23 protein-coding genes are annotated in these 22,824 nt (G+C 68.7%); 11 read left to right on the forward strand and 12 right to left on the reverse strand.

The features are described 5' to 3' along the window. Positions 1-28 precede the first annotated feature (28 nt). Genes BLV94_RS38510 through BLV94_RS38520 form a run of 3 tightly spaced genes read right to left on the reverse strand, consistent with a single transcriptional unit; the run spans position 29 to position 2,583 of the window. Positions 29-691, reverse strand: a complete 663-nt coding sequence (locus BLV94_RS38510; RefSeq protein ID WP_072944111.1) for a methionine ABC transporter permease — start codon at positions 689-691, stop codon at positions 29-31. Next, the gene (locus BLV94_RS38515; RefSeq protein WP_072944113.1) at positions 688-1,710 is read right to left on the reverse strand and encodes a methionine ABC transporter ATP-binding protein; all 1,023 of its coding nucleotides are present in this window, start codon (positions 1,708-1,710) and stop codon (positions 688-690) included. The genes BLV94_RS38510 and BLV94_RS38515 overlap by 4 nt, the downstream gene beginning before the upstream one ends. Further along, positions 1,711-2,583: a MetQ/NlpA family ABC transporter substrate-binding protein gene (locus BLV94_RS38520; RefSeq protein ID WP_072944115.1), complete on the reverse strand. Its 873-nt coding sequence runs from the start codon at positions 2,581-2,583 to the stop codon at positions 1,711-1,713. 199 nt (positions 2,584-2,782) lie between these two features. On the opposite strand from BLV94_RS38520, the gene BLV94_RS38525 reads away from it, so the two are divergent. The 3 genes from BLV94_RS38525 to BLV94_RS38535 are packed head-to-tail and all read left to right on the forward strand — an operon-like array spanning position 2,783 to position 4,509. Then, complete coding sequence (locus tag BLV94_RS38525; RefSeq protein ID WP_072944117.1) at positions 2,783-3,292, forward strand: NADPH-dependent FMN reductase; 510 nt, start codon at positions 2,783-2,785, stop codon at positions 3,290-3,292. Further along, complete coding sequence (locus BLV94_RS38530) at positions 3,289-3,789, forward strand: flavin reductase family protein (protein ID WP_072944120.1); 501 nt, start codon at positions 3,289-3,291, stop codon at positions 3,787-3,789. The genes BLV94_RS38525 and BLV94_RS38530 overlap by 4 nt, the downstream gene beginning before the upstream one ends. Before the next feature lie 9 nt (positions 3,790-3,798). Beyond that, complete coding sequence (locus BLV94_RS38535; RefSeq protein WP_072944122.1) at positions 3,799-4,509, forward strand: GNAT family N-acetyltransferase; 711 nt, start codon at positions 3,799-3,801, stop codon at positions 4,507-4,509. 43 nt (positions 4,510-4,552) lie between these two features. On the opposite strand, the gene BLV94_RS38540 is transcribed toward BLV94_RS38535, so the two are convergent. From BLV94_RS38540 to BLV94_RS38565, 6 genes are all read right to left on the reverse strand, one after another. Then, a complete protein-coding gene (locus BLV94_RS38540) occupies positions 4,553-5,791 on the reverse strand; it encodes an NtaA/DmoA family FMN-dependent monooxygenase (RefSeq protein WP_072944124.1) in 1,239 nt (412 codons plus the stop codon). Between the two features lie 35 nt (positions 5,792-5,826). Continuing rightward, positions 5,827-6,753 (reverse strand): MetQ/NlpA family ABC transporter substrate-binding protein, encoded by a 927-nt coding sequence (locus BLV94_RS38545; RefSeq protein ID WP_072944126.1) that lies wholly within the window; start codon positions 6,751-6,753, stop codon positions 5,827-5,829. Positions 6,754-6,789: 36 nt separating this feature from the next. Further along, complete coding sequence (locus BLV94_RS38550; RefSeq protein ID WP_072944128.1) at positions 6,790-7,479, reverse strand: methionine ABC transporter permease; 690 nt, start codon at positions 7,477-7,479, stop codon at positions 6,790-6,792. Next, complete coding sequence (locus BLV94_RS38555; protein WP_072944130.1) at positions 7,476-8,492, reverse strand: methionine ABC transporter ATP-binding protein; 1,017 nt, start codon at positions 8,490-8,492, stop codon at positions 7,476-7,478. The genes BLV94_RS38550 and BLV94_RS38555 overlap by 4 nt, the downstream gene beginning before the upstream one ends. Before the next feature lie 150 nt (positions 8,493-8,642). Next, complete coding sequence (locus tag BLV94_RS38560; RefSeq protein WP_072944132.1) at positions 8,643-9,560, reverse strand: LLM class flavin-dependent oxidoreductase; 918 nt, start codon at positions 9,558-9,560, stop codon at positions 8,643-8,645. A 43-nt stretch (positions 9,561-9,603) separates the two neighbouring features. Further along, positions 9,604-9,996, reverse strand: coding sequence for a DUF3592 domain-containing protein (locus BLV94_RS38565; protein ID WP_072944133.1), 393 nt, complete (start codon positions 9,994-9,996; stop codon positions 9,604-9,606). Positions 9,997-10,212: 216 nt separating this feature from the next. On the opposite strand from BLV94_RS38565, the gene BLV94_RS38570 reads away from it, so the two are divergent. The 7 genes from BLV94_RS38570 to BLV94_RS38600 all read left to right on the forward strand — a co-directional run bounded on the left by BLV94_RS38570 (position 10,213) and on the right by BLV94_RS38600 (position 17,641). Further along, positions 10,213-11,100 (forward strand): LLM class flavin-dependent oxidoreductase, encoded by an 888-nt coding sequence (locus BLV94_RS38570; RefSeq protein WP_072944135.1) that lies wholly within the window; start codon positions 10,213-10,215, stop codon positions 11,098-11,100. 28 nt (positions 11,101-11,128) lie between these two features. Beyond that, a complete protein-coding gene (locus BLV94_RS38575) occupies positions 11,129-12,358 on the forward strand; it encodes an acyl-CoA dehydrogenase family protein (RefSeq protein ID WP_072944137.1) in 1,230 nt (409 codons plus the stop codon). A gap of 16 nt (positions 12,359-12,374) precedes the next feature. After that, positions 12,375-13,670, forward strand: a complete 1,296-nt coding sequence (locus tag BLV94_RS38580) for an LLM class flavin-dependent oxidoreductase (RefSeq protein WP_072944139.1) — start codon at positions 12,375-12,377, stop codon at positions 13,668-13,670. Between the two features lie 26 nt (positions 13,671-13,696). Next, positions 13,697-14,428, forward strand: a complete 732-nt coding sequence (locus BLV94_RS38585) for an IclR family transcriptional regulator (RefSeq protein WP_072944141.1) — start codon at positions 13,697-13,699, stop codon at positions 14,426-14,428. 114 nt (positions 14,429-14,542) lie between these two features. After that, the gene (locus BLV94_RS38590) at positions 14,543-15,499 is read left to right on the forward strand and encodes a TauD/TfdA dioxygenase family protein (protein ID WP_072944142.1); all 957 of its coding nucleotides are present in this window, start codon (positions 14,543-14,545) and stop codon (positions 15,497-15,499) included. A gap of 76 nt (positions 15,500-15,575) precedes the next feature. Then, positions 15,576-16,517, forward strand: coding sequence for a TauD/TfdA dioxygenase family protein (locus BLV94_RS38595; protein ID WP_072944144.1), 942 nt, complete (start codon positions 15,576-15,578; stop codon positions 16,515-16,517). 17 nt (positions 16,518-16,534) lie between these two features. After that, positions 16,535-17,641: an ABC transporter substrate-binding protein gene (locus BLV94_RS38600; protein ID WP_072944146.1), complete on the forward strand. Its 1,107-nt coding sequence runs from the start codon at positions 16,535-16,537 to the stop codon at positions 17,639-17,641. A gap of 51 nt (positions 17,642-17,692) precedes the next feature. Here the strand turns inward: BLV94_RS38600 and BLV94_RS38605 are convergent, their stop codons facing one another. Then, complete coding sequence (locus BLV94_RS38605; RefSeq protein WP_174705520.1) at positions 17,693-18,520, reverse strand: alpha/beta fold hydrolase; 828 nt, start codon at positions 18,518-18,520, stop codon at positions 17,693-17,695. A 244-nt stretch (positions 18,521-18,764) separates the two neighbouring features. Between BLV94_RS38605 and BLV94_RS38610 the strand changes: the two genes are divergently transcribed. Further along, positions 18,765-19,358, forward strand: a complete 594-nt coding sequence (locus tag BLV94_RS38610; RefSeq protein ID WP_072944150.1) for a C40 family peptidase — start codon at positions 18,765-18,767, stop codon at positions 19,356-19,358. 70 nt (positions 19,359-19,428) lie between these two features. On the opposite strand, the gene BLV94_RS38615 is transcribed toward BLV94_RS38610, so the two are convergent. Together BLV94_RS38615 and BLV94_RS38620 are read right to left on the reverse strand one after the other, a co-directional pair. Beyond that, positions 19,429-21,018, reverse strand: coding sequence for a GMC family oxidoreductase (locus BLV94_RS38615; protein WP_072944152.1), 1,590 nt, complete (start codon positions 21,016-21,018; stop codon positions 19,429-19,431). 48 nt (positions 21,019-21,066) lie between these two features. After that, entirely contained in the window at positions 21,067-22,803 is a 1,737-nt protein-coding gene (locus BLV94_RS38620) for an aldehyde dehydrogenase family protein (protein ID WP_072944280.1), read from the reverse strand. Positions 22,804-22,824: the final 21 nt, after the last annotated feature.

The following is a 22,824-nucleotide window of genomic DNA, read 5'->3' on the forward strand; positions in this document are numbered from 1 at the left end:
GCGGGCGGTTAACAAGTACTCACGGGCGCTAGCGGCGCAATGCCTTTCGCGCCAGCCAGTTGCCGAAGAACTGGGAGGCCTGCACGAGCAGGATGATGACGAGGGTGGCGACGAGGGTCACCTGCCAGTTGAAGCGCTGGTAGCCGTAAACGATGGCGAAGTTGCCGAGCCCGCCGCCGCCGATGGTGCCGGCCATCGCGGACATGTCGACGATGCCGATGAGGACGAACGTGTATCCGAGGATCAACGGGCCCAGGGCTTCCGGGATCAGCAGGGTGACGATGATCCGCAGGGGACCGGCACCCATCGCGCGGGCAGCCTCGATCACACCGGGGTCGACGGTCACCAGATTCTGTTCCACGATGCGCGCGATGGCGAACGACGACGCGATGATCATCACGAAGATCGCGGCCTCGGTGCCGATGGTCCGGCCCACCACTGCGAGGGTGACGGGCCCCAGTGCGGCGAGCAGGATGATGAACGGAATCGGCCGCACGATGTTCACGAGGATGTTCAGGACCGTGTAGGCGGCCGTGTTCTGGAGGATCCCGCCCTTCCGCGTGGCGTACAGCAGCGTCCCCACCGCGAGCCCGATCAGCCCGCCGACCACCAGTGTGATCACCACCATGTAGATGGTGGTGCCGATGGATTCGAACAGTACGGGGCGCAGTTTGTCCCAGTTCGTGGTCATGCCTGTACTTCCTCGACGTCGGTGACGGTCCGCAACCGGCGGATGACGTCGTCGACACCGTCGTCCGGACCGACGAGTTCGAGCGTCAGACTGCCGAACGAGCGGTCCTGCAGGGTGGTGATGCCGCCGTAGACGATCTCGAACCGGACACCGTGCCCACCCGCGTCGGAGAGAACGTCGCCGATCCGGCTGCCGTCCCGCACGTCGGCGGTGACGATCCGGCCACCGAAACGCGCGCGCAGCCGCTCCAGGTCGGCCGGTTCCGGGCGGTTGCGCAGGATCGTGCTCACGAAGCTCTTCGACGCCGGCGCCTGTGGTTCGGAGAAGACGTCGAACACGGTGCCGAGTTCCACGACGCGACCCTCCGCCAGCACGGCGACACGATCCGCGACGGCCCGGACGACGTCCATCTCGTGCGTGATCACCACGATCGTGACCCCGAGTTCCCGGTTCACCTTGCGGAGCAGGCGGAGTACGTCCTGCGTGGTCTCCGGGTCCAGGGCGCTGGTGGACTCGTCGGCGAGCAGCAGGTCCGGCGACGTCGCCAGCGCGCGGGCGATCCCGACCCGCTGCTTCTGCCCGCCGGACAGCTGGTCGGGGTAGGCCCGCGCCTTGTCGGACAGGCCGACGAACGCGAGCAGTTCGGCGACGCGTTCGCGGCGCTTCTGCCGTGGCCAGCCCGCCACGACGAGGGGGTATCCGACATTCCCGGCGACGGTGCGGGAGCGGAACAGGTTGAACTGCTGGAAGATCATGCCGATCTTCGCGCGCACGTGCCGGAGTTTCGATTCCGGCAGCGCGGTGATGTCGACGTCGTCGACGACGACGCGCCCACCGGTGGGGCGTTCCAGGCCGTTGATCAGCCGGACCAGCGTGCTCTTCCCGGCCCCCGAGTAGCCGATGACCCCGAAGATCTCACCTCGTTCGATGGTGAGATCGACGGCGTCGACGGCGGTGAGTGTCTTCTTTCCGGCTTGGAAGGTTTTGGTGACGGATTCGAATCGGACGATCGGTGTCATCTACTTGGCCGAACGAATTCCCTCTTCGACCCGCGACAGGATCTGCTGCAGCTGCGCGCCGTCGCGTTCCACCTCGACCGACGTTCCCTTCGACTCCTCGCGCACGGCGGCCTGGATCTCGGGGTTGTGCCAGATCTTCACGAGTTCGAGGTACGTCGCGTTGTCCTTGTCCTCGGCGCGGGTGACGAACGTATTGATGTACGGCTCGGCGGCGGGGCTCGACGGGTCGTCCTTGTAGAGGGCCGATTCGGGATCGATGCCCGAACGCTCGAGGAAGGTGTTGTTGACGATCGCACCGTCCACGGACGCGAGCGACAGCGCCGTCTGCGCGGCGTCGACCGGCGTCACCTTCACCTTGGACTTACCCGCGTCGATGTCGGCGGGCGTGGGGGACGGGTTGTCGCCGGTCAGGGTGAGCAGGCCGGCGCCCTTCAACACGAACAGCGCACGAGCCTGGTTGCTGGGGTCGTTGGGGATGGCGATCTCCCCGCCCTGCGGAATGTCGGCCACGCTCGGGTGCTTCTGCGAGTACAGGCCGAGCGGCACGATCTGGGTGGCGCCGATCGGGGTGAGGTCGTCGTCGGCGCCGGTGTTGTACTCGCCGAGGAACTGCAGGTGCTGGAAGAGGTTGGCGTCGATCTGCCCCTGCGACAGGGCGATGTTCGGCTGCGAGTAGTCGGAGAAGTTCACGACGTCGAGCGTGATACCCGCGTCCTTCGCCTTCTCCTCGAAGATCTCCCACGAAAGGTCGCTGGCCTCGGTGGTTCCGATCCGAACCGTGTCGCCGTCGGCGCCGCCGGATCCACCGGAGCACGCTGTCAGTACCGCCAGGAGAGGAACGGCGGCAAGGGCGAGAGAACGGCTGAACTTCACGAAAAATCCCCACGATCGATCTGCTGACCACGGAGTGTGGCCGCTGACAACGTAGCCCGTCCGCGCGCGGTGCGGAATGGTTTCGATCGCCGTGATTCGAAGGAACGTGCCTCGACTTCCGTTCCTGCCCTGCAGTATTCGACCGGAACCACTGAGTGCTCTAGGGTGGCGGGGTAGGCATGCGAGAGGTGATGAGGCAATGAAGGTAACGGTAGTGGCCGGCAATCCCAAGCCCGGTTCACGGACGCTGGACGCGGCCGGTCTGGTCGCGGCCGCGGTGACAGGCGCCGCCGTGGATTCCACGGTCGACGTGATCGAGCTCGGTCCGGGACTGCTCGGGTGGGGCGACGAGAAGGTCGCGGCGGCCGTGGAGACCGTGGCCTCGTCGGATCTCGTGGTGTTCGCCAGCCCGACGTTCAAGGCGTCGTACACGGGCGTGCTGAAACTGTTCCTCGACCAGTTCGCGACCGGCGACGGCCTGAAGGACGTCGTGGTGGTGCCGCTGATGCTCGGGGCCGGCCCGGCACACGCCATGGCGCCGGACCTGCTGCTCAAGCCGGTGCTCGTGGAATTGGGCGCGACAGCCCCCGCGCCGGGCCTCTACCTCATCGACACCGCCTACACGACCGACACGCGCATCGCCGACTACGCCGAGCGGTGGGGTTCGATCCTCACCGCGGCGGCCCGGACCCGGACGGAACTCTCATGACGCAGGCAGACGGCACATTGGACAAGACTTCGCTCCGGGAGGCGTTCGGACATTTCCCGAGCGGTGTCGTCGCCGTCTGCGCCGAAGTCGACGGTGAACGGGTCGGGATGGCAGCGAGCACGTTCGTGCCGGTGTCGCTGGAGCCGCCGCTCGTCGCGTTCTGCGTGCAGAACACGTCCACGACGTGGCCGAAGCTCGCGGACCTCGAGCACGTCGGGATCAGTGTGCTCGGTGAGGCGCACGACGCGGCCGCCCGGGTCCTCGCCGCGAAGACCGGTGACCGGTTCGCCGGCCTCGACACCGAGACCACCGACGGCGGTGCGTTGTTCATCGACGGCGCGTCGGTGTGGCTCGACACGACCGTCACCCAGCAGGTGCCCGCGGGCGATCACGCGATCGTGGTCCTGCGGATCAACGAGCTGCGGGTGCAGTCGGAGATCGAACCGATCGTGTTCCACCGCAGCCGGTTCCGCTGGCTCCGCACCGTCGCGTCGTAACCGAGTGCGATGACCACGGAATTGACGGCCCCGGCCGAGACGGACGTCCATCCTCCGGATGACGCGATTCGCGAATCCCTGCGCGGCGAGCACGCGCATTTCGCCCGGTGGTCGGGCCGGGTGGCGCGGTATCACCCGGACGTCGCGCCGCACGTCGGCCACCCGGACACCCTGGTGGACGAGGACTGGGCGGACCTGGCCGCACTGCTCGGCCCGTCGGCGACGGCCGCGCTCCGCGGATTCGGGCACACGCCGCCGCCGGGCTGGGAGGTTCTGGACTCCTTCGGCCTGGTGCAGATGGACGGCACCGCGCTGGACGTCGCACCGGACCCGGACGCCGAGGTCCTCGGCGCGGACAATGTTCCGGAGATCCTCGATCTGATCGGCCGCACCCGGCCCGGACCGTACCTTCCGCGAACCATCGAGATGGGGACCTACCTCGGGTTTCGGGTCGACGGCGAACTCGTCGCCATGGCGGGAGAGCGGCTGCATCCGCCCGGCTGGACCGAGATCAGCGCGGTCTGCACCGACGAGCGTTTCCGGGGCCGCGGATTCGGTGCCCGGCTCGTCCGCGCCGTCGGAGCCGGTATCCACGCACGCGGGGAGACGCCGTTCCTGCACGCCGCGCAGTCGAACACGACGGCGATCCGGCTGTACGAGAGCCTGGGTTTCACCCTCCGCCGGCAGTCCGCCCTCACCGTGGTCCGGACACCCGCGTAGGCGGCTCCGCCGCCCGTGCGTGGTTAACGAGTCCCTGCACTCGTCAACCACGCACGGGGAGCGGAGCGCCCTCGAAGCGTTCGCGGAGTGTCGATTCGGCGTACTCGTGCCGGAAGATCCCCTTCTCGCGGAGTACCGGTACGACGTGGTCGACGAAATCGGTGAGGCCGGAGGGGAATCCGTCCGGCATCAGGTTGAATCCGTCCGCCGCGCCCGCCACGAACCACTCCTCGATGGTGTCGGCGATCTGTTCGGGGGAGCCGACGACGAGCCGGTGGCCGAAGCCGCCTGCCTTGCGCAGAAGTTCGGACACCGAGTACCGGCTCTCCAGTGCCAGTCGCACGACGGCTTCACGGAACCCGAGGGAACCGGAGAACGACGGGTCGACCGGCGCCAGCAGCAGGTCCTCCGGGATCGGCCGGTCCGGGTCGAGTGAGCTGAGGTCGACGCCGAGCATCCCGCCGAGCCGCTCGGCGGAGAAGCCGTCGGCGGCCTTGGACTCCCAATCCTCGTACCGGGCGATCGCCTCGGCCTCGGTGCTGCCTACCACCGTGACGAGGCCGGGCAGGATCTTCACGGACCCGGGGTCGCGACCGGCCGCGCGCGCGACGTCCTTCACCTGCCGGTAGTGCTGCCGACCGGCGTCGAGTGTGAGCTCCGCCGAGAACACCGCGTCGGCGCTGCGTCCGGCCAGCGTGCGGCCCTGCGGGGAACCACCGGCCTGCACTAGCAGCGGGCGGCCCTGCGGCGACGGCGGCACGGGCAGCACACCGTGCACGTGGAAGAACTCCCCGTCGTGGTGCACCGGCACCCGGGTGGCCGCCGATTCCCACAGCGCCGTGACGACGTCCACGAACTCGGAGGCGCGGTGGTACCGCGCCTCGCGGTCGGGGATCCGGGAGAGACCGAAGTTGTGGGCCGTCCCGGCGTGGAACGTGGTCACCACATTCCACGCCACCCGCCCGCCGGACACGACGTCGAGGGACAGGAACCGGTCCGCCAGGTCGAACGGGTCGTTGAACGTCGTCGACGCCGTGCCGATCAGCCCGAGGTGCTCCGTCGCGCTCGCCACCACCCCGAGAACGGTGGTGGGTTCGAGCGCCCGGGTCGGTTTGACGGCGGGATCCTCGCGGAGCGCGGGACCGTCCGCGAGGAACAGCGCGTCCAGGGTGCCGCGCTCCGCGATCTTCGCGACCTCGGCGTAGTAGTCGGGGTCGATGAACGACGTCGGGTGCAGATCGGGGGCCCGCCACGCGGACGGGTGGAAACCCACGTCCAGCACGTTGACGTTGAGGATGACCTCTCGTTGCGCGGGCCTCAGCCGGCGGGCTTCGCGGCGGCGCCGTCGACGTTCGTCTGGCTCCGGTCGGTGGCCCGCGCCGACTCGATGCTCTGCGCCACCCGGGAGAAGAACGGGTCGCTGTCGATCAGCTGACCGATCCGCGGATCGTGGTACGTGTCGAGCAGCGGCGCAAAGTCGGGGTTGTCCTTGTTCTTCTCGTTGATGACGACCTCGATCCAATACAGCTCGTAGGCGGGGGCGTTGAAGACGATCTTGTCGTCCGGGACGTCGGCGAGATCGAAGTTGGAACGCCAGCCCAGCGCCAGGTCGACGTCGGGGAGCGTGCGCGGCAACTGCGCCAGCGCGGCCTCGGTGAATTCGAACGACTTCGGGTTGTCCTTGACGTCGCGGATCGTCACGCGGGACGGGTCGACTCCGTCCTTCAGCGTCAACTGGCCGAGGTCCTGCAGGGTCTGCAGGGCCTGCGCCTGGTTCGACGGGTCGTCGGGGATGGCGACCTTGGCGCCCTTGGGGAGATCCTCGAGCTTGTCGAACTTCTCGGAATAGCCCGAGAACTTCAGGACGTACCAGTCGCCGGCCGCATATAGTCCGAGGTTGCCGTCCTCATTCTGCACCCGCATCCACTCCTGATGCTGGCTGTGGTTGGCGTCGATGTCGCCCTGGGAGACCGCGAGGTTCTTGAGCTTCGAATCCTCGATCTGCACCGGTTCGACGGTGATGCCGTGGTCGGGTGCGAGTTTCGCGACCTCCTTGGCGAGCTTCTCGTCGAGGATCGATCCGGCGGTGTACCCGATCTTGAACGTGGTCTGCGGACCGTCGCCCTCGGTGCGGTCGTTGCCACCTCCCGCGCCGCACGCGGTCAGGAGGAGTAGCAGTGTGGCCGTCAGTCCGCCTGCCGCGACAGCGCGGGCGCGCGTCACCGAGCGGGGTCGAGTCGTCATGGGTGTAGTCCTCTGATCTGGGTGGGAGTGAAAGGCTCAGCGTCGGTTGGTGAGGCGGGCTGCCAGGTCGCCGACGAGTTGGATGACCTGGACCAGCACCACGAGCGCGATGACCGTCGTGATCATCACGGTGTTGTCGAATCGGTTGTAGCCGTAGGCGATGGCGAGGTTGCCGATGCCGCCGGCTCCCACGGCGCCTGCGATCGCCGACATGTCGAGGATGCCGATCAACGCGATCGTCAGGGCGCCGATGATGGTCGGGACCGCTTCGTGGAGTTGCACTTTGCGGATGATCTGGAAGTTCGAGCCGGCCGACGCGCGTCCCACTTCCACCACTTCGGGCGGAACGTCGCGCAGCGAGTTCTCGATCAGGCGCGCGACGTACGGGGTTGCGGCCAGCGTCATCGGTACGGCCGCCGCCTGCACCCCGAGCGACGTGCCGACGACGAAGCGGGTGAACGGGATGATGGCGGCCATCAGCACCAGGAATGGCAGCGATCGTCCGAGATTGACCACCCAACCGGCGACCGCGTTGACCGCCGGGTTGGGAAACAGCCCGCGGGGAGCGGTGTTGTGCAGGATGACCGCCAGCGGAGTGCCCAGCAGGATCGCCAGGATCACCGTGATCCCGACCATCTGCACGGTCTGTTGCAGGGCGGGCAGGAACAATTCGGGAAGTTCCTCGACGGGGGTCGAGATGGCCAGGACGACGCTGTCGGCGCTCATGCGGCCGCCTCCTCGGTGGCCGGGGCGGACGCGCTGTCGTCGACCCGTGTCCCGTGCAGGCCCCACGAGGACAGAAGCTCCCCGACCGACGGATGGTCACCGGCGACCGAGATGGTGACCCGGCCCGCCGGGCGTCCGCCGACCGACTCCACGGTCCCGGAGAGCACCCCGATCGACCGGCCGGTCGCCGTGCCGAGACGCTCGATCCAGTTGGTGGGGACGGTGTCGGAGCCGTAGGTGACGTGCCACAGCACGTCCCGGTCCTCCGCGGTGATGTGGGAACGGTCGGGGAGCAGCCCGACGCCGAGTTCGGAACGGGGGTCGCGCAGGAGGTCGATCACCGGTCCCGATTCCACGACCCGTCCCGCGTCGAGGACGGTGACCACGTCGGCGACCTGGCGGACGACGTCCATCTCGTGGGTGATCAGCACGATCGTCAGCCCGAGGTCGTCGCGCAGTTCGCGTAGCAACGCGAGGATGGATCGGGTGGTGGCGGGGTCCAGTCCGGACGTCGCCTCGTCGGACACCAGGACCTTGGGCGCCAGTGCCAGCGAGCGGGCGATCCCCACGCGTTGCCGCTGCCCGCCCGACAGTTGCCGGGGGTAGAGGTCGGCCTTGTCGGACAGTCCCACCCGCTCGAGCAGCTCCGCCACCCGTGCCCGTCGCCCGGTGCGGCCGATGCCGGCGAATTCCAGCGGCAGCGCCACGTTCTCGGCGGCGGTCCGGCGGGCGAGGAGGCTCGACGCCTGGAAGATCGTGCCGATCGCGCGGCGCTGCTCCCGCAATCGCCGCTCGGACAGCCCGGAGACGTCCGTCCCGTCGAGGAGGATGCGACCCTCGGACGGACGCTCGAGCAGGCTGATGATGCGCGACAGCGTGGTCTTGCCCGCCCCGCTCTGGCCGATCACCGCGGCGATCTGGCCGGTGCCGACGGTGAAGTCGATGTCGTGGAGCACCTCGACGGAACGGGCTCTCTTCCCGAATCGTTTCGTGACGGAACGGACTTCGATCATGCTGCACCACCTGTATCGGATGACGGCACCGCGGGTCGGCCGCCGGGAGGGAGTCCTGGCCTGTGGGTGGGCCAGTGGGCTCCCGAAACGATAGGCGTGGGTAAACGGAAAGTCATGTGTAAGAATCGACTTGATCAGAAGGTGCGCTCGCTACCCGGGATACACCGGACGGCGGTGGGCCGGGGCAGCCGCCGGATCGGGTAGCCGCAGCGTCGCCCGGAGCGACCGCTGCCGGTACCCGCGGGGCCGAGGCGGCCGCGCCCATGCGGAGAAGCCGGCGTCGAGGTCGGTGACAGTCGCGATGTGACCGTCCACGCCGGTGGCGTCGGGATCGTCGACGACGAACAGCAGGGCGCGCTCACGCACGGCCGTGCCGTGCCGGTCGACGTCGCCGCCGGACAGCACGACGATATCGGAAACCTCGGCGGCGGAGACGATGTCGTCGCCCTCCTCCGCCCACCATGCGACGGGAATCTTCTGCTGCGGCGGTGTCGGGACGTTGAGGGGGCCGGCGATGTCGAAGACCCCCTGGTGGTCGGCGTAGACGATGCGGTCGGAATCGGCGAAGCGCACGTCGCCGGGGCGTCCACGGATCGTGTCGGCCGGCCAGCTCTCCCACAATGTGCGGGAGGCGTGGATCGCGTCCGTCGTCACCGCAGGGCTCGGCCCGGCCTCGATCCACACCCCCGCCGAGGTCAGGTTGCCCGGCGCCGACCGGTCCTCCACCCCGGTGAGCCAGCCGACGCGGCCGCGGCTGGTGTGGTCCAGCGAGGCCAGGCGGCGAGCCAGGTTGTACGGGTGGTCGAGGTGGGGGACGGCGGTGACGAACACACCGACGTCGGTGGTGGCGGCGATCAGCGCCGCGGCGGACACGCTGGGGGACAGGGCCGCGGTGGGGCGGGGAGCGGTCCGCGACACCCGTTCGACACCGACGAGGACGAAGTCCGCCCCGGTTCGGTCGACGAACGCGGCGAGTTCGTCGACCCGGCCGCGGCGGATGGCGTCGACGAGCAGGTGCTCACCGAGCGCGAGTCCGTAGAAGGTCCTGCTCCGCTGGATCACACTCATCCGAGGTCTCCCGGTGTCGGTTCGAGGGTCTGCTGTCGTGATGTCAAGGGGCATCTCCTGAGAAGAGGGTGGATGTCGCGAGGGCGAGGGACGTCAGCCCCAGGGCGACCAGCAACATCGATACGGACGCACTGCGCCGGAGGACGCTGGACCGCGGATCCTGCGGGTCGTACCACAGCCAGAGGACCTGTCCGGCAACGAATTCGTTCCTGCCGGCATCGGACGCGGCGGTGCCAAGGCCCGGACCGGGATCGAATGTCTCTCGCCGGCCGGTGAACTCGTCGCCCCCGACCCGGTACGCGTAGGTGACCGCGGGTCGTACGTCGACGACCGAGCATTCGGACCCGGTCCACGACCGGGACCGCCACAGCGCGGCGACGCCCGGAACCCCACGGAACAGGAGGAACGCACCCGCGATGATCCAGACGGTGACCACACGGGCGACGTTACGGCGGCGACGGTGGGGTCGTACAGCCTTCCCCGCAGCGTGAGCGGAACACCGCTATGCGACACCTGGACCGAGCGCAGGTGAGTACCGCTGTGGAGCAGAATGTTTCGATTGCTCACGACTCGCAATCAGACTGAGCGCAATGCTCGTCCCGGGCGCGACGCTCTGGGAAGGTAAAAGGCAATCGCGGAGAGGGGAACCGTCATGAGCCGACATTCTGTCGTCGGGCTGCACCTCGATGCCGCCGTCGTCACGCACGTGCTCGACCCGAGGCAGCAGGCGCGGCGAGAAGAGTTCGGGCGCGGCATCGACGAGTCGGGAATCGACTTCCTCGTTCTCGGTGGTGACCACAAGAACGAGGTGGAGCCGAGGATCGATGCGACGGTGGCCGCCACCGTCCTGGCCCGGCACACGAGCACGGTGGGACTGGTGGTGGCCGGCGCCGTCGTCCGCGATCACCCGTTCAATCTCGCGCGCCGGCTCGGTTCCCTCGACCACGGATCCCACGGCAGGGCCGGCTGGCTGATCGGGTCGGGCCCGGTGAACGCGGCCGTCGATGCCGTGTCGGTCGTCCGGAAGTTGTGGGAGAGCTGGCCCGGCGACAGCATCGTCGACGACGCCGAGCGCGGCATCTTCGCGGACTCCGAACGGATCGTCCACATCGATCACTCGGGGATCTTCTCCGTCTCCGGCCCACTCAATGTTCCCGAACCGCCGCAACGCAAGCCGCCCGTCTTCTGGCGCCCCGCGACCGAGGTCGAACAGGTCGCGGCGCGGCGCACCGCCGACGCGGTGATCCTTCCGGACGAGGACTCGGTGCGCCGGTACCGGGCGCACTTCGACCCGGACGCCGCCCGGGACCAGGCGCTGCTCATCGACCTGCAGTGGACACCAGGCAGCATCCCGCCTGCGACGGAAGCCGACGGCGTGATCGTCCGAGGGTTCACCGCGACCGATCTGCCCGCCCTGCTCGACGCGGTTCGGCGCGAACCGTTTCTCCACGACCCGCGGCCCACCCTGCGTGACCGATTGGGTCTGCAGACGGCGGAGACCGTGCTGTCCGGCGGCCGCAGCGCGTTCCCGGTCAGCTGACCATTTCACCGAGGACAGGAGATTGACCATGACAGCGGTATCCGAGGCCCCCGCACGGGAGGCGGTGCGTCCGCCCGCACGCGGCTCCGCCGAACTGGCGGCCGTGATCGCCGAGATCGCCGACGACGCCGCGCGGCGGCGTGCCGGTGGCGGGACCGAAGGACCGCACCGGGCCGTCGAGTTGATCCGCGAGCACCGCCTCGGGGCCGTGCGCGTGCCCCGCGAGCAGGGCGGCGGCGGGTACACCCTGCAGGATCTGTTCGACCTGGTGATCGACCTCGCCGAGGCCGATCCCGACGTTCCGCACATCATCCGCGTCCACTACGCCTTCGTCGAGGAACTGCTGCGGGTCCCGCGCACCGAGCGCAAGGACGGATGGTTGCCGGAGGTACTGTCGGGCAAGCTGTTCGGCGGCGCGTCCTCGGAACTGAGCACCCGCGCCGTCGGCTCCTACAGTTTCGAATCCACGCTGACTCCGCAGTCCGGCGGGTACCGCCTCGACGGGGTGAAGTTCTACAGCACCGGCTCGCTGTACTCCGATTTCATCCGGGTCTCCGCCAACGTCCCGGATGGAAAGGCACTCAGCGCCATCGTGCCCGCCGACCGCGCGGGGATCGTCCACGAGGACGACTGGGACGGAATCGGCCAGCGTCACACCGGCAGCGGGACGACGGTGTTCGAGAACGTCGCCGTCGCCGAGTCCGAGACCCTTCCGTTCCGGGGTGGCGACGAGGAGACCCGGCCGCGTCAGGCGCTTCCTCAGCTGTACCTGCACGCGATCGCGGCGGGCATCCTCCGCACCGTCACGACCGAGTCGGCCGCGCTGATCCGCGGCCGCAAGCGCAGTTTCGTGTTCGCCGCCGCCGAGGAACCACGGCACGACCCGCAGTTGCTCGAGGTCGTCGGAACGCTGTCGGCGGCGGCGTTCGCGGCGGAGTCGGTGGTCCGCGCGGCCGCCGCAGCCCAGGATGTGGCCGCGGACGCCGCCCGCACGTCCGGCGTCGACGCCCGGCTCGAGCAGGACGCCGCGGTCCTGGCCGCCAAGGTGAAGGTGTCCATCGAGGACGTCGCGCTCCGGGCCGCCACCCGGTTGTTCGAGGTGGGCGGTGCCTCGGCCACCCAGGAGTCCGCGCACCTGGACCGGCACTGGCGGAACCTGCGAACCCTGTTCTCCCACAACCCGACGGTGTACAAGGCGCGGGTGATCGGCGACCTCGTGGTCAACGAGACACCGCTCCCCGACACCGGATTCTTCTGATTCGGAAGGCAAAGCCGTGAGTAGCTCCCGACGCCAACTGGTGCTCAACGTGAACGTGCTCGACGTGGGCATCGCCCCCGGGGCGTGGACGCTCGACGACGTGCACGCTCACTCGTTCGTCGATCTCGACCACTTCACCAGGGTCGCGCGGATCGCTGAGCGCGGCACCCTCGACGCGTTCTTCCTCGCCGACGGTCCCGGCTTCTGGGAGAACCCCCGGGTCAAGCCGACCCGGGCGCTGGAACCGTCGGTGATCCTGGCGGCCGTCGCGACAGCCACCGAGAATCTGGGGCTGATCGGGACCGCCTCCACCACGTTCAACGACCCGCGCGATCTCGCCGAACGCTTCCTCTCCCTCGACTACCTCAGCGGTGGCCGGGTGGGGTGGAACGTGGTCACCACGTATTCACCGACGGCGGCAGCCAATTTCGGCTTCGACCAGATCCCGGACCGCGACTACCGCTACCGCCGTGCCGAGGCGTTCGTCGGTGTGGTCACCGCGCTGTGGGAGAGCGCTCGCAGCGGTGTCCCGGTGTCGCACCACAGCGAGTTCTTCGACGTCGACGGCGTGCTGCGGGCTCCGGCGTCGGAGCAGGGGCAGCCGCCGCTCGTGCAGGCGGGTGGATCACCCGCCGGGCGCGAGCTCGCCGGACGCACCGCTCACGGCGTATTCTCCGCGGAACTGACGCTCGACTCCGCGCGCAGGCACTACAAGCACGTCAAGGACGTGGCGCGGGCGGAAGGCCGCAACCCGGACGACGTAAAGATCCTGCCCGGGCTGATCACCGTCATCGGCTCGACGGAAGCGGAGGCGATCGCTCGACACGAGCAGCTCCGCGAACACGTCCCCGCCCGGTTCGGCTGGGACCGGCTGGGTCTGACGCTCGGTGTCCCGCTCGCGGAACTCGACCTCGACCAGCCGATCCCGCAGTCGCTGCTGGACGGGCCGCCCGACCCGGCGACGTTCTCGGGTTCCCTCGGATTCCGCGAATCGGTGGTCGGGCTGGCGCGTGAGCGGAACCTGACCGTCGCCCAGCTCCTGCGCGAGCTGAACGGCGGCGGCGGCCACCGAGCCGTCATCGGCACCCCGGAACAGGTGGCCGACACCATCGAGGCGTGGTTCCGCGCCGAGGCGGCCGACGGATTCAACCTCATGCCCGACGCGTTCCCGTCCGGCCTCGACACCTTCGTCGACGAAGTGGTGCCCCTGCTCCGCAAGCGGGGACTGTTCCGCCACGAATACGCGGAGAAGACCCTGCGCGACCGCTTCGCGGTGCCGCTTCCCAAGTACGGAGCCGCGCGGTCGGCCTGACTGCGTCCAGACGGTAAGGAGGCCTGGTGAATTCACCGCGGTCGGGGTCGCAGGCGGTCGAGCGGGCGATCGCGGTCCTCGCCTGCTTCGAGGGCGGAGCCACCGACCTGACGGTCAGCGCGCTCGCCGCCCGCACCGGATTGGCCGTCAGCACCGCGTACCGCATCGTGCAGGCCCTCGTCCGCGGCGGATTGCTCGAACGCGACGAGCACACCGACTGCTATCGGGTGGGGCCGAGCCTGATCTCCCTCGCCGTGCCGTCGCTGGGGCGGCACGACGCCGAAGCGTTCGCGCCGCACCTGTATTCGCTCGCCGCGCGGGTGAAACTGACCGCCAGCCTCGGCGTCGCGAAGGACGATGTCGCGGTCACCGTCTTCTCCGCGCGCCCACCCGAACGGTTCTGCACGCATCAGCTGCCCGGGGCGCGTCAGCCACTGCAGACCAGCGCGATGGGCATGGCGATTCTGGCGTTCGGCACGGCGTCCGCCCGGCGAGGCAGTTCGGTGCCGGTGCCCTCGGACCTCGAACGGGTCCGGCGGCGGGGGTACGCCGCAGCCTTCTCCGCCGAGAACCGGGACGTGCTCGCCGTCGCGGTTCCCGTTCTCGACGCCGACGGACGGCCCCGCGGCGCGCTCGGAGTCCAGGCGCTCCGTCGGCGACTCACCGACGATCTCGTGCGGGAGATCGTGCCGCTGATGCGGGGCGTCGCGGCGCGGATCGGTGCGGGCGCCGGAACCGCATTTCCCGCGTTCCGGTAGGGAAAAACTCAGGGTGAACCTTTTTCGCATTGTGAAAAAAGCGTTGTAGCAACGTGGTTCGGGATTCGATGATGATCGCGACGTATCGATTCAGCCCGAAACCCAGGAGTACCCATGACCGTCACCACCGCAGCGCCCACCGACTCGGATCGGTCCGCCGACACCGCGCTCGAGGTCCGTCCCGTCGCCGGGCACATCGGCGCCGAGATCTCCGGTATCGACCTCCGGAAAGAACTGGCCGACAACGAGGTAACACAGGTTCGCGACGCCCTGCATCGCTACAAGGTGCTGTTCTTCCGCGACCAGGAGATCGGGCACGCCGAACAGATCGCGTTCTCCCGCAGGTTCGGTAACGTGACGCCGTCGCACCCGTACGACGACGAAGCACCCGAGGGCTTCCCGCAGATCCTCGCCGTCGACAGCCGCAAGTACGAGAAGCGGTTCGGGCGCAAGAAGTACAGCTACGACAACAAGTGGCACACCGACGTCACCGCGCTGATCAACCCGCCGGCAGGCACTATCCTGCGCGCGCACCTCGTCCCGGAGCAGGGTGGCGACACCCAGTGGACCAACCTCGTCGCCGCCTACGAGGGTCTGCCGGACTCACTGAAGCGCCTCGTCGACGGCCTCCGCGCCGAGCACCGGTTCGGCGGCAGGCACCCGCAGTGGGCCGAGGACAGCAGCTACGCCCAGAAGACGCGGGAGAACCCGCTCGTCACCGAACACCCGGTGGTCCGGGTTCACCCGGTGACGGGGGAGCGTGCCCTGTTCGTGACACCCGGGTTCACCGCCCGGATCGTCGGGGTGTCGCCGTCCCAGAGCGACCGCCTGCTGGACCTCCTGTTCGCCGAGGTGACGAACCCCGCCTACACGGTGCGCTTCCGCTGGGCGCCGGGCAGCCTCGCGTTCTGGGACAACCGTGCCACCGCCCACCTCGCGCCCACCGACCTCGACCACCTCGACGTCACCCGGGTCCTGTACCGCACCACCCTCGAGGGCGACGTTCCCGTCGGCCCCGACGGCAAGGAATCCACGTCCATCGCCGGTGCGGCGTTCCGCGGCGAGAAGTAGGCGGCTTCGCCGCCCGTGCGCCTTTCTGGTAGCTGGCGCTACCAGAAAGGCGCACGAGTCCATAAAGGAGACGAAAATGACAGTTATCGACGACCGTCCCGGTGTCGCCACCGAGCTCCGGATCGCTCCCATCGCCGGCTATATCGGCGCCGAGGTCAGCGGTGTGGATCTCGCGGGTGACCTGGACGAGGCCACCGCCGCACGACTGCGGCAGGCGTTGCTCGACCACAAGGTGCTGTTCTTCCGCGACCAGCCCCTCGACCACGCGGCGCAGATCCGGTTCTCCCGGCACTTCGGGAAGGTGACACCCGCCCATCCCTACGACTACAACGCCCCCGAGGGATACCCGGAAATCCTGGAGGTGGACAGCCGCAAGTACGCGGCCCGCGGCGGCGCCCGCAAGTACAGCTACGCGAACTTCTGGCACACCGACGTCTCGGCGCTGGTGAACCCGCCGGCGATCACGTTCCTGCGGTCGGAACTGGTGCCGGACGTCGGGGGCGACACCACCTGGACCAATCTCGCGGCGGCGTACGCGAATCTGCCGGAATCGTTGAAGTCGTTCGTGGACGGCCTGCGCGCCGAACACCGGTTCGGGGGACGGCAGAAGCGCTGGGAGGCGGGCAGTGACGCCGAACAGAACGTCACCACGAAACCGATCGTGACGGAGCATCCGGTGGTCCGCGTGCATCCGGAGACCGGTGAGCGGGGGCTGTTCGTCACCCCCGGCTTCACGAGCCGCATCCTCGGCGTCTCCCCGGCACAGAGCGACCGGATCCTCGACTTGCTGTTCGAGGAGGTCACGAACCCGGCGTACACGGTTCGAGTTCGCTGGCAGAACAACAGCATCGGGGTGTGGGACAACCGCATCACCGCGCACCTCGCGCCGGCAGATCTCGATCATCTCGACGTCGTGCGGGTGCTGTACCGCACCACCGTCGAAGGTGATGTTCCGGTCGGCGTCGACGGTCAGCCGTCGCGGTCGGTGGCCGGCACCGCGTTCCACGGCTCCGACTGAGCCAGGGGGACGACGACATGAGGGCTGAGTCGCCGATCGGGTTGCGCCGTAACAGATCGTTCGCCGCCGCGGTGCTGGTCACGGCCGTGGCGCTGGTGGTCGCGGCATGTGGTGGGTCGTCCTCGGGCGGCGGGACGACGGAGGACGGCAAGACGGTGCTGCGGTACGAGGGCAGCCCGGCCAGTGTCACCTTCCCCGAGCTTGCGGAGGATCTCGGGTTCTTCGAGAAGGTGCAACTGGAGTGGTTGGGGGACACGACGAGTGGGCCGCAGAGCATTCAGTCCGCGGCCACCGGGGAGACCGACTTCGGGGCGGCCTTCAATGGCGCCATCGCCAAACTCGTCGATGCCGGGGCACCGCTGACCGGGGTCGTGTCGGTATACGGATCGGACGGCGACACCGAGGCCGACAGTTTCAACGGCTACTACGTCCTCGACGGCAGCCCCATCCGGACGGCCCGCGATCTGATCGGGAAGAAGGTGGGAATCAACACCCTCGGCGCCTACCACGAGTACGTCATCAAGGAATGGCTGTTCCGTGCCGGCCTGACCAACGACGAGATCAACCAGGTGGAGCTGACCGTGGTGCCGCCGAACAACACGGAACAGGCACTGCGGTCGGGGCAGATCGACGTGGGGAATCTCGGGGGGATCGTCAAGGATGCCGCGCTCGGCCGGGGCGGGTTGACGCCGCTGTTCACGGATGTCGATCTCACCGGCCCGCTGGGGATCGGGGCGGTGGTGTTCCGGAACGATTTCATCTCGAAGAACGAGGACGCTGTCCGCGACTTCGTGCAGGGCGTCGCGCGCGCCGTGCGGTGGACGCAGACGGTGCCGAAGGAGGAGGTGGTCGATCGTTTCGTGAAGATCGTCGAGGGTCGTGGGCGGAACGAGTCGACGGAGTTCGTCCGGCAGTGGAAGAGTGCCGGCGTGCCCGCGGCCGGGGGAGTGATCGATCCCGGGGAGTTCCAGATCTGGATCGACCAGGGCGTGCGGTTGGGGGTGCTGAAACCGGGCGGGACGACGGCGGAGGGCCTGTTCACCAACGACTACAACCCGTACGCGAACGGCACGTATCCGCCCGGCAGTGACGCCGACGGAAATCCGGTGGTCGCTGCAGGCTGAGCGGCTCCGCCGCCCGTGCGTGGTGAGCGAGTCCCTACACTCGCCGACCACTCACGGGCGGTGGAGTGCCCGGCGGACGGCGTCGGCGAAAGAGGTGGGGTCGTGGATCAGCCAGCCGTGGTTGCCTGTCACGGTAATGACGCGAGGATTGCGTAGCGCCTTCCTCATCGACTCGAAGCTGGCGAGGGGAATTGTCCGGTCCCCGCGACCCCACAGGAGGGACACCGGTAGGCCACGGTCGGCGAGGACGCCGAGTTCGTGGCGCAGATCCGCCCGTCTGGCCAGGTGTGCCGTCCGCCAGACCGCACCCGGATCCCGTAGCGCGTTGGGCAGAAAACCGTTGACGAGCGACGCCGTCGTGTGCGCGATGGTCCGGATCGACAGCGCCTCACCCAGGGCCGAGGCGCCCCAGTCCCACAGTGGTCGCTCGTCGATGGGCCGGGTGTGCCAGCCGTCGGACGACCAGGCGCCGCCGCCGACGGAGTTGACCAGGACCAGGCGCGCGACCCGCTCCGGAAGGTCGTGGGCGGCCTGGATGGCGACGCCGCCGCCGAACGAGTGGCCGACCAGGGTGACCGGTTCACTGATTCCCGCGTCGTCGAGGAACCGTCCGAGCCAGGCCGCGTAACCGGCGAAGGTGCGGTCCTCGGGCGCGTGATCGGGGGTACCGCCGAAGCCGGGGAGCGCCGGCGTGACGACGCGATGCCCCTGTTGAGCGAGCATCGCGAGGCTGCGGTCGTACACCCGCGGGGTGAGTCCCCATCCGTGCAGGAAGACGACGGGCGAGCCTGCACCCACGACGGTGAGGGTCGTGGTGTCCGCATCTGCGGGTTCCCCGAAGATCTCGGGTTCTGAGTTCTGGGTCAGTGACACGCACACAGCGTGGACGACGGGGATGCCGTCGGTAACGGGCCGATTTACCCGAACGCATACCTGTTTCTGGTGTTTCGTGCCGGACCGGTCGGTTCGATATCGAATCGTTATCTACCTGTATTGCAAAAACAGGTATGTGTATGGGCCGATCGGCCGTTGTCCGCTGAGTCCGTGACCGGGATGTTATCTAACGTCTCGTCCGAACGGCACGGAAGTCGCCGGACTCTCAAAAATTGAAGGACTCAGCTCAATGGCCAAGCATAGATTGCGTCGGGGCAATCGTCTGCAGTTTTCGACCGGCGGTCTTCTGATCGCCGCCGGTGTGGGAGTGGGAGCGTTCCTGCTTCCCGTCGCTCCCGCTGCAGCGGAGCCGATCACCATCCCAGGAATTGGGACATTCGAGGTACCGGGTGTACCTCCAGTGCCTCCGGTTCCATCCGCTCCGGCTCCGAACCCCGGGCCACTGCCGGGACCGGTCCCGGCCCCGCCGGCGATGCCGGCCACCCACGGCGCTCAGGCTCTCGCCGCCGCCGAGTCGAAGATCGGCTCGCCGTACGTCTGGGGCGCCACCGGGCCGAACTCCTTCGATTGCTCGGGCCTCGTGCAGTGGGCGTACAAGCAGGTGGGCATCTCGGTGCCCCGTACCACCTACGACCAGTTGAACGGGGGATCGCCCGTCGACAAGGGCAGCCTGCAACCGGGTGACCTGGTCCTGTTCAACGGGGCGGAGCACGTCGGGCTCTACGCCGGGAACGGCACGGTCGTCCACGCGCCCACCGCCGGGCAGCCCGTCAAGCAGTCGCCGCTCAATTCGATGCCGTTCTACGCGGCGCGCCGCTACTAGGCGGCTCCGCCGCCCGTGCGTGGTTAACGAGTCTCTGCACTCGCAAACCACGCACGGGGCGCGAAGCGCCCTACGAGTTGCGGATCAGATCCGACGCCCGCTCACCGATGAGGACCGACGGTGCGTGGGTGTGCCCGCGGATGATGGCGGGCATGATCGACGCGTCCGCGACGCGCAGTTTGTCGACCCCACGAACCCGCAGGTCGGGTGTGACGACACTCGCGTCGTCGTTGCCCATGCGGCACGTCCCGACCGGGTGGTAGAGCGTGTGCGCGTTCTCCTGGAGTGCCCGCTCGAGGATCTCGTCGATCGGGGTGCTCGGTTCCACTGCCGGGCGAATCAGATTGCCGAGCCGCGACTTCAGCGCGGGCGCGGACGCGAGGGCGTCGCACAGGCGCAGTCCTTCGAGCATCGCCCGTCGGTCGACTCCGCCGCTGTCGCTGAGATAGCGGGGATCGATGATCGGCTTGGCGAGGGGATTCGCCGACTTCAGCGAGATCTCGCCGCGACTCTCGGGTTTGACGAGGATGGTGCCGATCACCGCGGCGTGCCCGGTCGCAGGGATGAGGCCCTCGTCGAAGAACGGCGCCGGCCCGAAGATCATCTCGAGATCGGGCAGTGCCAGATCGTCCCGGCTGCGCGTGAAACCGTACGCCTCGGCCACATTCGACGTCAGCATGCCGCGGCGGCGGGTCAGGTAGTTGAGCAGTTCCGGGATCTTCTCCGCGGCGAACAGCGAGTCCGAGTCGACGCGGTAGCCGAGGAACGACACCAGGTGGTCGAGCAGATTCTTCCCGACCTCCGGCAGGTGCTGCTGCACCGCGACGCCGTGCGCCCGCAACTGCGCCTCGTCGCCGATGCCCGACAGCATGAGGAGTTGCGGCGAGTTGATCGCCCCGCCGGCGAGGATCACTTCCTTCGCGGCGCGGACGGTGCGTCGCACCCCGTCCTTCTCGTACTCGACGCCGACGGCGGCGGAGCCCTCGAACAGCACCCGGGTGGCCTGGGCGCCGGTGAGGACGGTCAGGTTCTTCCGCTTCAGTGCCGGCCGCAGGTAGGCGTCGGCCGTACTCCACCGCGCGCCCCGTTTCTGCGTGACCATGGTCTGTGAGAAGCCTTCGGGCCGAGTGGTGTTCGCCCGTTCGACGGGGTAGCCGGTCTCCTCGGCGGCCGCGAGGAACGACGCGGTGAGGGCGCGGGGGCTCCGCTGGTGCGAGACGACGATCGGTCCGCCCGTGCCGCTGTCGGCGTCCGACGCGTCCTGCACGTTCTCGATGCGGCGGAAGTATTTGACCACTTCCCTGAACGACCACGTGTCGTCGGCGAGTTCGGCCCACTCGTCGTAGTCGGCGGCGAATCCGCGCACCCACATCATCGCGTTCATCGACGACGAGCCGCCGAGCATCTTGCCGCGCGGCCAGTAGATCGTGCGCCCGCCGAGCCCGGGTTGCGGCTCCGTCAGGTAGTCCCAATCCAGTTCACTGCGAAACAGTTTCGAGAAGGCGGCGGGGATGTGCGCGAACTTGTCCTTGTCCTCACCGCCGGCCTCGAGGACCACGACCTCGCTGCCGGAGTCGGCGCTGAGCCGGTCGGCGAGCACCGCACCTGCCGAACCCGACCCCACGATCACGTAGTCGGCCACAGACAGTTCCTGATTCATCGTTCATCTCCACTTCGACGGGGGTGACGGGACGAGGACTCGCAGCCCTCACCCACGCAGCGCGGACGCGAAGATCGCCGGCAGGCGGGTCCATGAGGGTGCACCGGCAAATCCTGTCAGCAATCGGCCCGTCGTGGCGGCGGTTCGGTTGGTGACGAACCACGGGGGTTTGGGCGAGATGGACATCTCGCGGTTCAGGATGGACCGCGGCGACGGCCGGAACGGGCCGCGGACGACGGTGCGTTCCGGCCGGTCGATGAGGAGCGCGTTGTGCACCACGCCGATGCCGCTCTGCACGTCGTTCAGGGTGTGGCCGGGGAAGGCTCCCCAGGTGGCGGTGGCGGTGAGGTAGCCGACGCCGGTCCACGCGTTGACTGCGATGGTCCCGTAGCGGAGGCTCTCGAGCAGCGAGTCGAACTCCGCACCCATCTCGTGGATGGTCTGCGGCGCCGCGACGATGTTGATCCCGAGTGTTCCGACGAAGTCCGCGTTGACGAGGTCGGCGGCGTGGGCCGCGAACTCGGCGCCGCCGTGGGGAACGTCGATCACGCCGAGCACCGGCGCGAAGTACTCGGTCTGCAGGAGCGGGGCGTAGGCGCCGGGCTCGAGATCGCTGACCAGGACGCGTCCGCCGTTCTCGCCCAGCCTGGCCGCGGTGGGGAACGACGCGACGGCGCCGGCGACCCGGGCGTCGCTGCCGGGGTAGTACGCGGTGCGTTCCGGTGCCTTGTCGAGCGCCTCCTTCAGGGCGGCCACGAACTCGTCGCGCTGCTTCCACTCGGGCGACACGACCACCGCCTGCGCCGCGACGCAGTTGTAGCCGCCGTTGTGCAGTCGTTGCGTCGCAATGTGTTCGGCCTGGAACTTGATGTCGGCGCGGCTCCATTCGCCGGGCAGCACGATGGTGGGGGACACGCCGCCGAGTTCGCTGGAGATGGCCTTGCCGAGGAGGGGTTCGTTCGCCGCCTTGCGCCGCGCACCGTCCTCGCCGGTCCCGAACACGATCGCGTCGTGGGTGAGTGCGCTGCCCGTCATGTGCACGTGGTCGACCAGGTCGTGGTGCACCAGGTACGTTCCGACGTCCGCGCCGCCGGTCAGCAACCGGACCGCGCCGATCGAGATGAGCGGTTCGAGGACCCGCGTCAGCACGGGCAGCAGGCGGTCGGTGACGGGGTTGAGCTTGAGGGCGACGACGCGGTTGTGCGCGATCAGTTCGTACAGGGTGTCGAGCGGGGCGATCGAGGTGATGTTGCCGGCTCCCAGGACCACGCCGACGCCCTGCGTCCGCGACGGGTCGCGCTGGGCGAGGCCGGCGTCACGCTGTGCCGTCGCACGATCGATTCCAGGCTGCAGCCACACGTCGGCGCTGAATCCGCTGAGCAGCAACTTGTCGAAGATGTTCAGGGGCAACGCCTTGACGGTGGTGCGGCCGCCCGGCGCGGTGCCGAACGTGGCGCCGTCCAGTGGGCTGGTGCCGGCGTCGAGCTTCGCCAGGCTCGCGGACAGTGCCGCGGTGCCGGTGGCCAGCGGGTACGGTCCGGACATCCATTCCTCGCCGACCAGCGGCGACTTCGGGTCCAGGCCCTTGATCGCGACCGCGGCGTCCACCCAGTCGGAGGCATGTTGCACGGTGAGGTCGTGCACCTTGTCGAGGAGTGTCCTGCGGTCGGTGAGGGAGAGGTCGGCCCAGGTCTTCTCGCCCTCGGCGAGGTCGGCGAGGGCCGCGTCGACCTCCGGGTGCGGCGAGGTGGTGTTGGAGGTGACCTCGGGTTCTGAAGTGCTCACGGTGGACAGCTCCGCTCGGGT

This window comes from Rhodococcus koreensis, assembly GCF_900105905.1.
GTDB lineage: Bacteria > Actinomycetota > Actinomycetes > Mycobacteriales > Mycobacteriaceae > Rhodococcus_F > Rhodococcus_F koreensis.

What these genes read in the sequence shown, in the direction of transcription:
- BLV94_RS38615 (WP_072944152.1), bottom strand. Translation starts at nt 21,018, where the DNA reads ATGAATCAGGAACTGTCTGTGGCCGACTACGTGATCGTGGGGTCGGGT.
- BLV94_RS38610 (WP_072944150.1), top strand. Translation starts at nt 18,765, where the DNA reads ATGGCCAAGCATAGATTGCGTCGGGGCAATCGTCTGCAGTTTTCGACC.
- BLV94_RS38600 (WP_072944146.1), top strand. Translation starts at nt 16,535, where the DNA reads ATGAGGGCTGAGTCGCCGATCGGGTTGCGCCGTAACAGATCGTTCGCC.
- BLV94_RS38570 (WP_072944135.1), top strand. Translation starts at nt 10,213, where the DNA reads ATGAGCCGACATTCTGTCGTCGGGCTGCACCTCGATGCCGCCGTCGTC.
- BLV94_RS38575 (WP_072944137.1), top strand. Translation starts at nt 11,129, where the DNA reads ATGACAGCGGTATCCGAGGCCCCCGCACGGGAGGCGGTGCGTCCGCCC.
- BLV94_RS38535 (WP_072944122.1), top strand. Translation starts at nt 3,799, where the DNA reads ATGACCACGGAATTGACGGCCCCGGCCGAGACGGACGTCCATCCTCCG.
- BLV94_RS38560 (WP_072944132.1), bottom strand. Translation starts at nt 9,560, where the DNA reads ATGAGTGTGATCCAGCGGAGCAGGACCTTCTACGGACTCGCGCTCGGT.
- BLV94_RS38510 (WP_072944111.1), bottom strand. Translation starts at nt 691, where the DNA reads ATGACCACGAACTGGGACAAACTGCGCCCCGTACTGTTCGAATCCATC.
- BLV94_RS38590 (WP_072944142.1), top strand. Translation starts at nt 14,543, where the DNA reads ATGACCGTCACCACCGCAGCGCCCACCGACTCGGATCGGTCCGCCGAC.
- BLV94_RS38530 (WP_072944120.1), top strand. Translation starts at nt 3,289, where the DNA reads ATGACGCAGGCAGACGGCACATTGGACAAGACTTCGCTCCGGGAGGCG.
- BLV94_RS38595 (WP_072944144.1), top strand. Translation starts at nt 15,576, where the DNA reads ATGACAGTTATCGACGACCGTCCCGGTGTCGCCACCGAGCTCCGGATC.
- BLV94_RS38545 (WP_072944126.1), bottom strand. Translation starts at nt 6,753, where the DNA reads ATGACGACTCGACCCCGCTCGGTGACGCGCGCCCGCGCTGTCGCGGCA.
- BLV94_RS38550 (WP_072944128.1), bottom strand. Translation starts at nt 7,479, where the DNA reads ATGAGCGCCGACAGCGTCGTCCTGGCCATCTCGACCCCCGTCGAGGAA.
- BLV94_RS38555 (WP_072944130.1), bottom strand. Translation starts at nt 8,492, where the DNA reads ATGATCGAAGTCCGTTCCGTCACGAAACGATTCGGGAAGAGAGCCCGT.
- BLV94_RS38525 (WP_072944117.1), top strand. Translation starts at nt 2,783, where the DNA reads ATGAAGGTAACGGTAGTGGCCGGCAATCCCAAGCCCGGTTCACGGACG.
- BLV94_RS38515 (WP_072944113.1), bottom strand. Translation starts at nt 1,710, where the DNA reads ATGACACCGATCGTCCGATTCGAATCCGTCACCAAAACCTTCCAAGCC.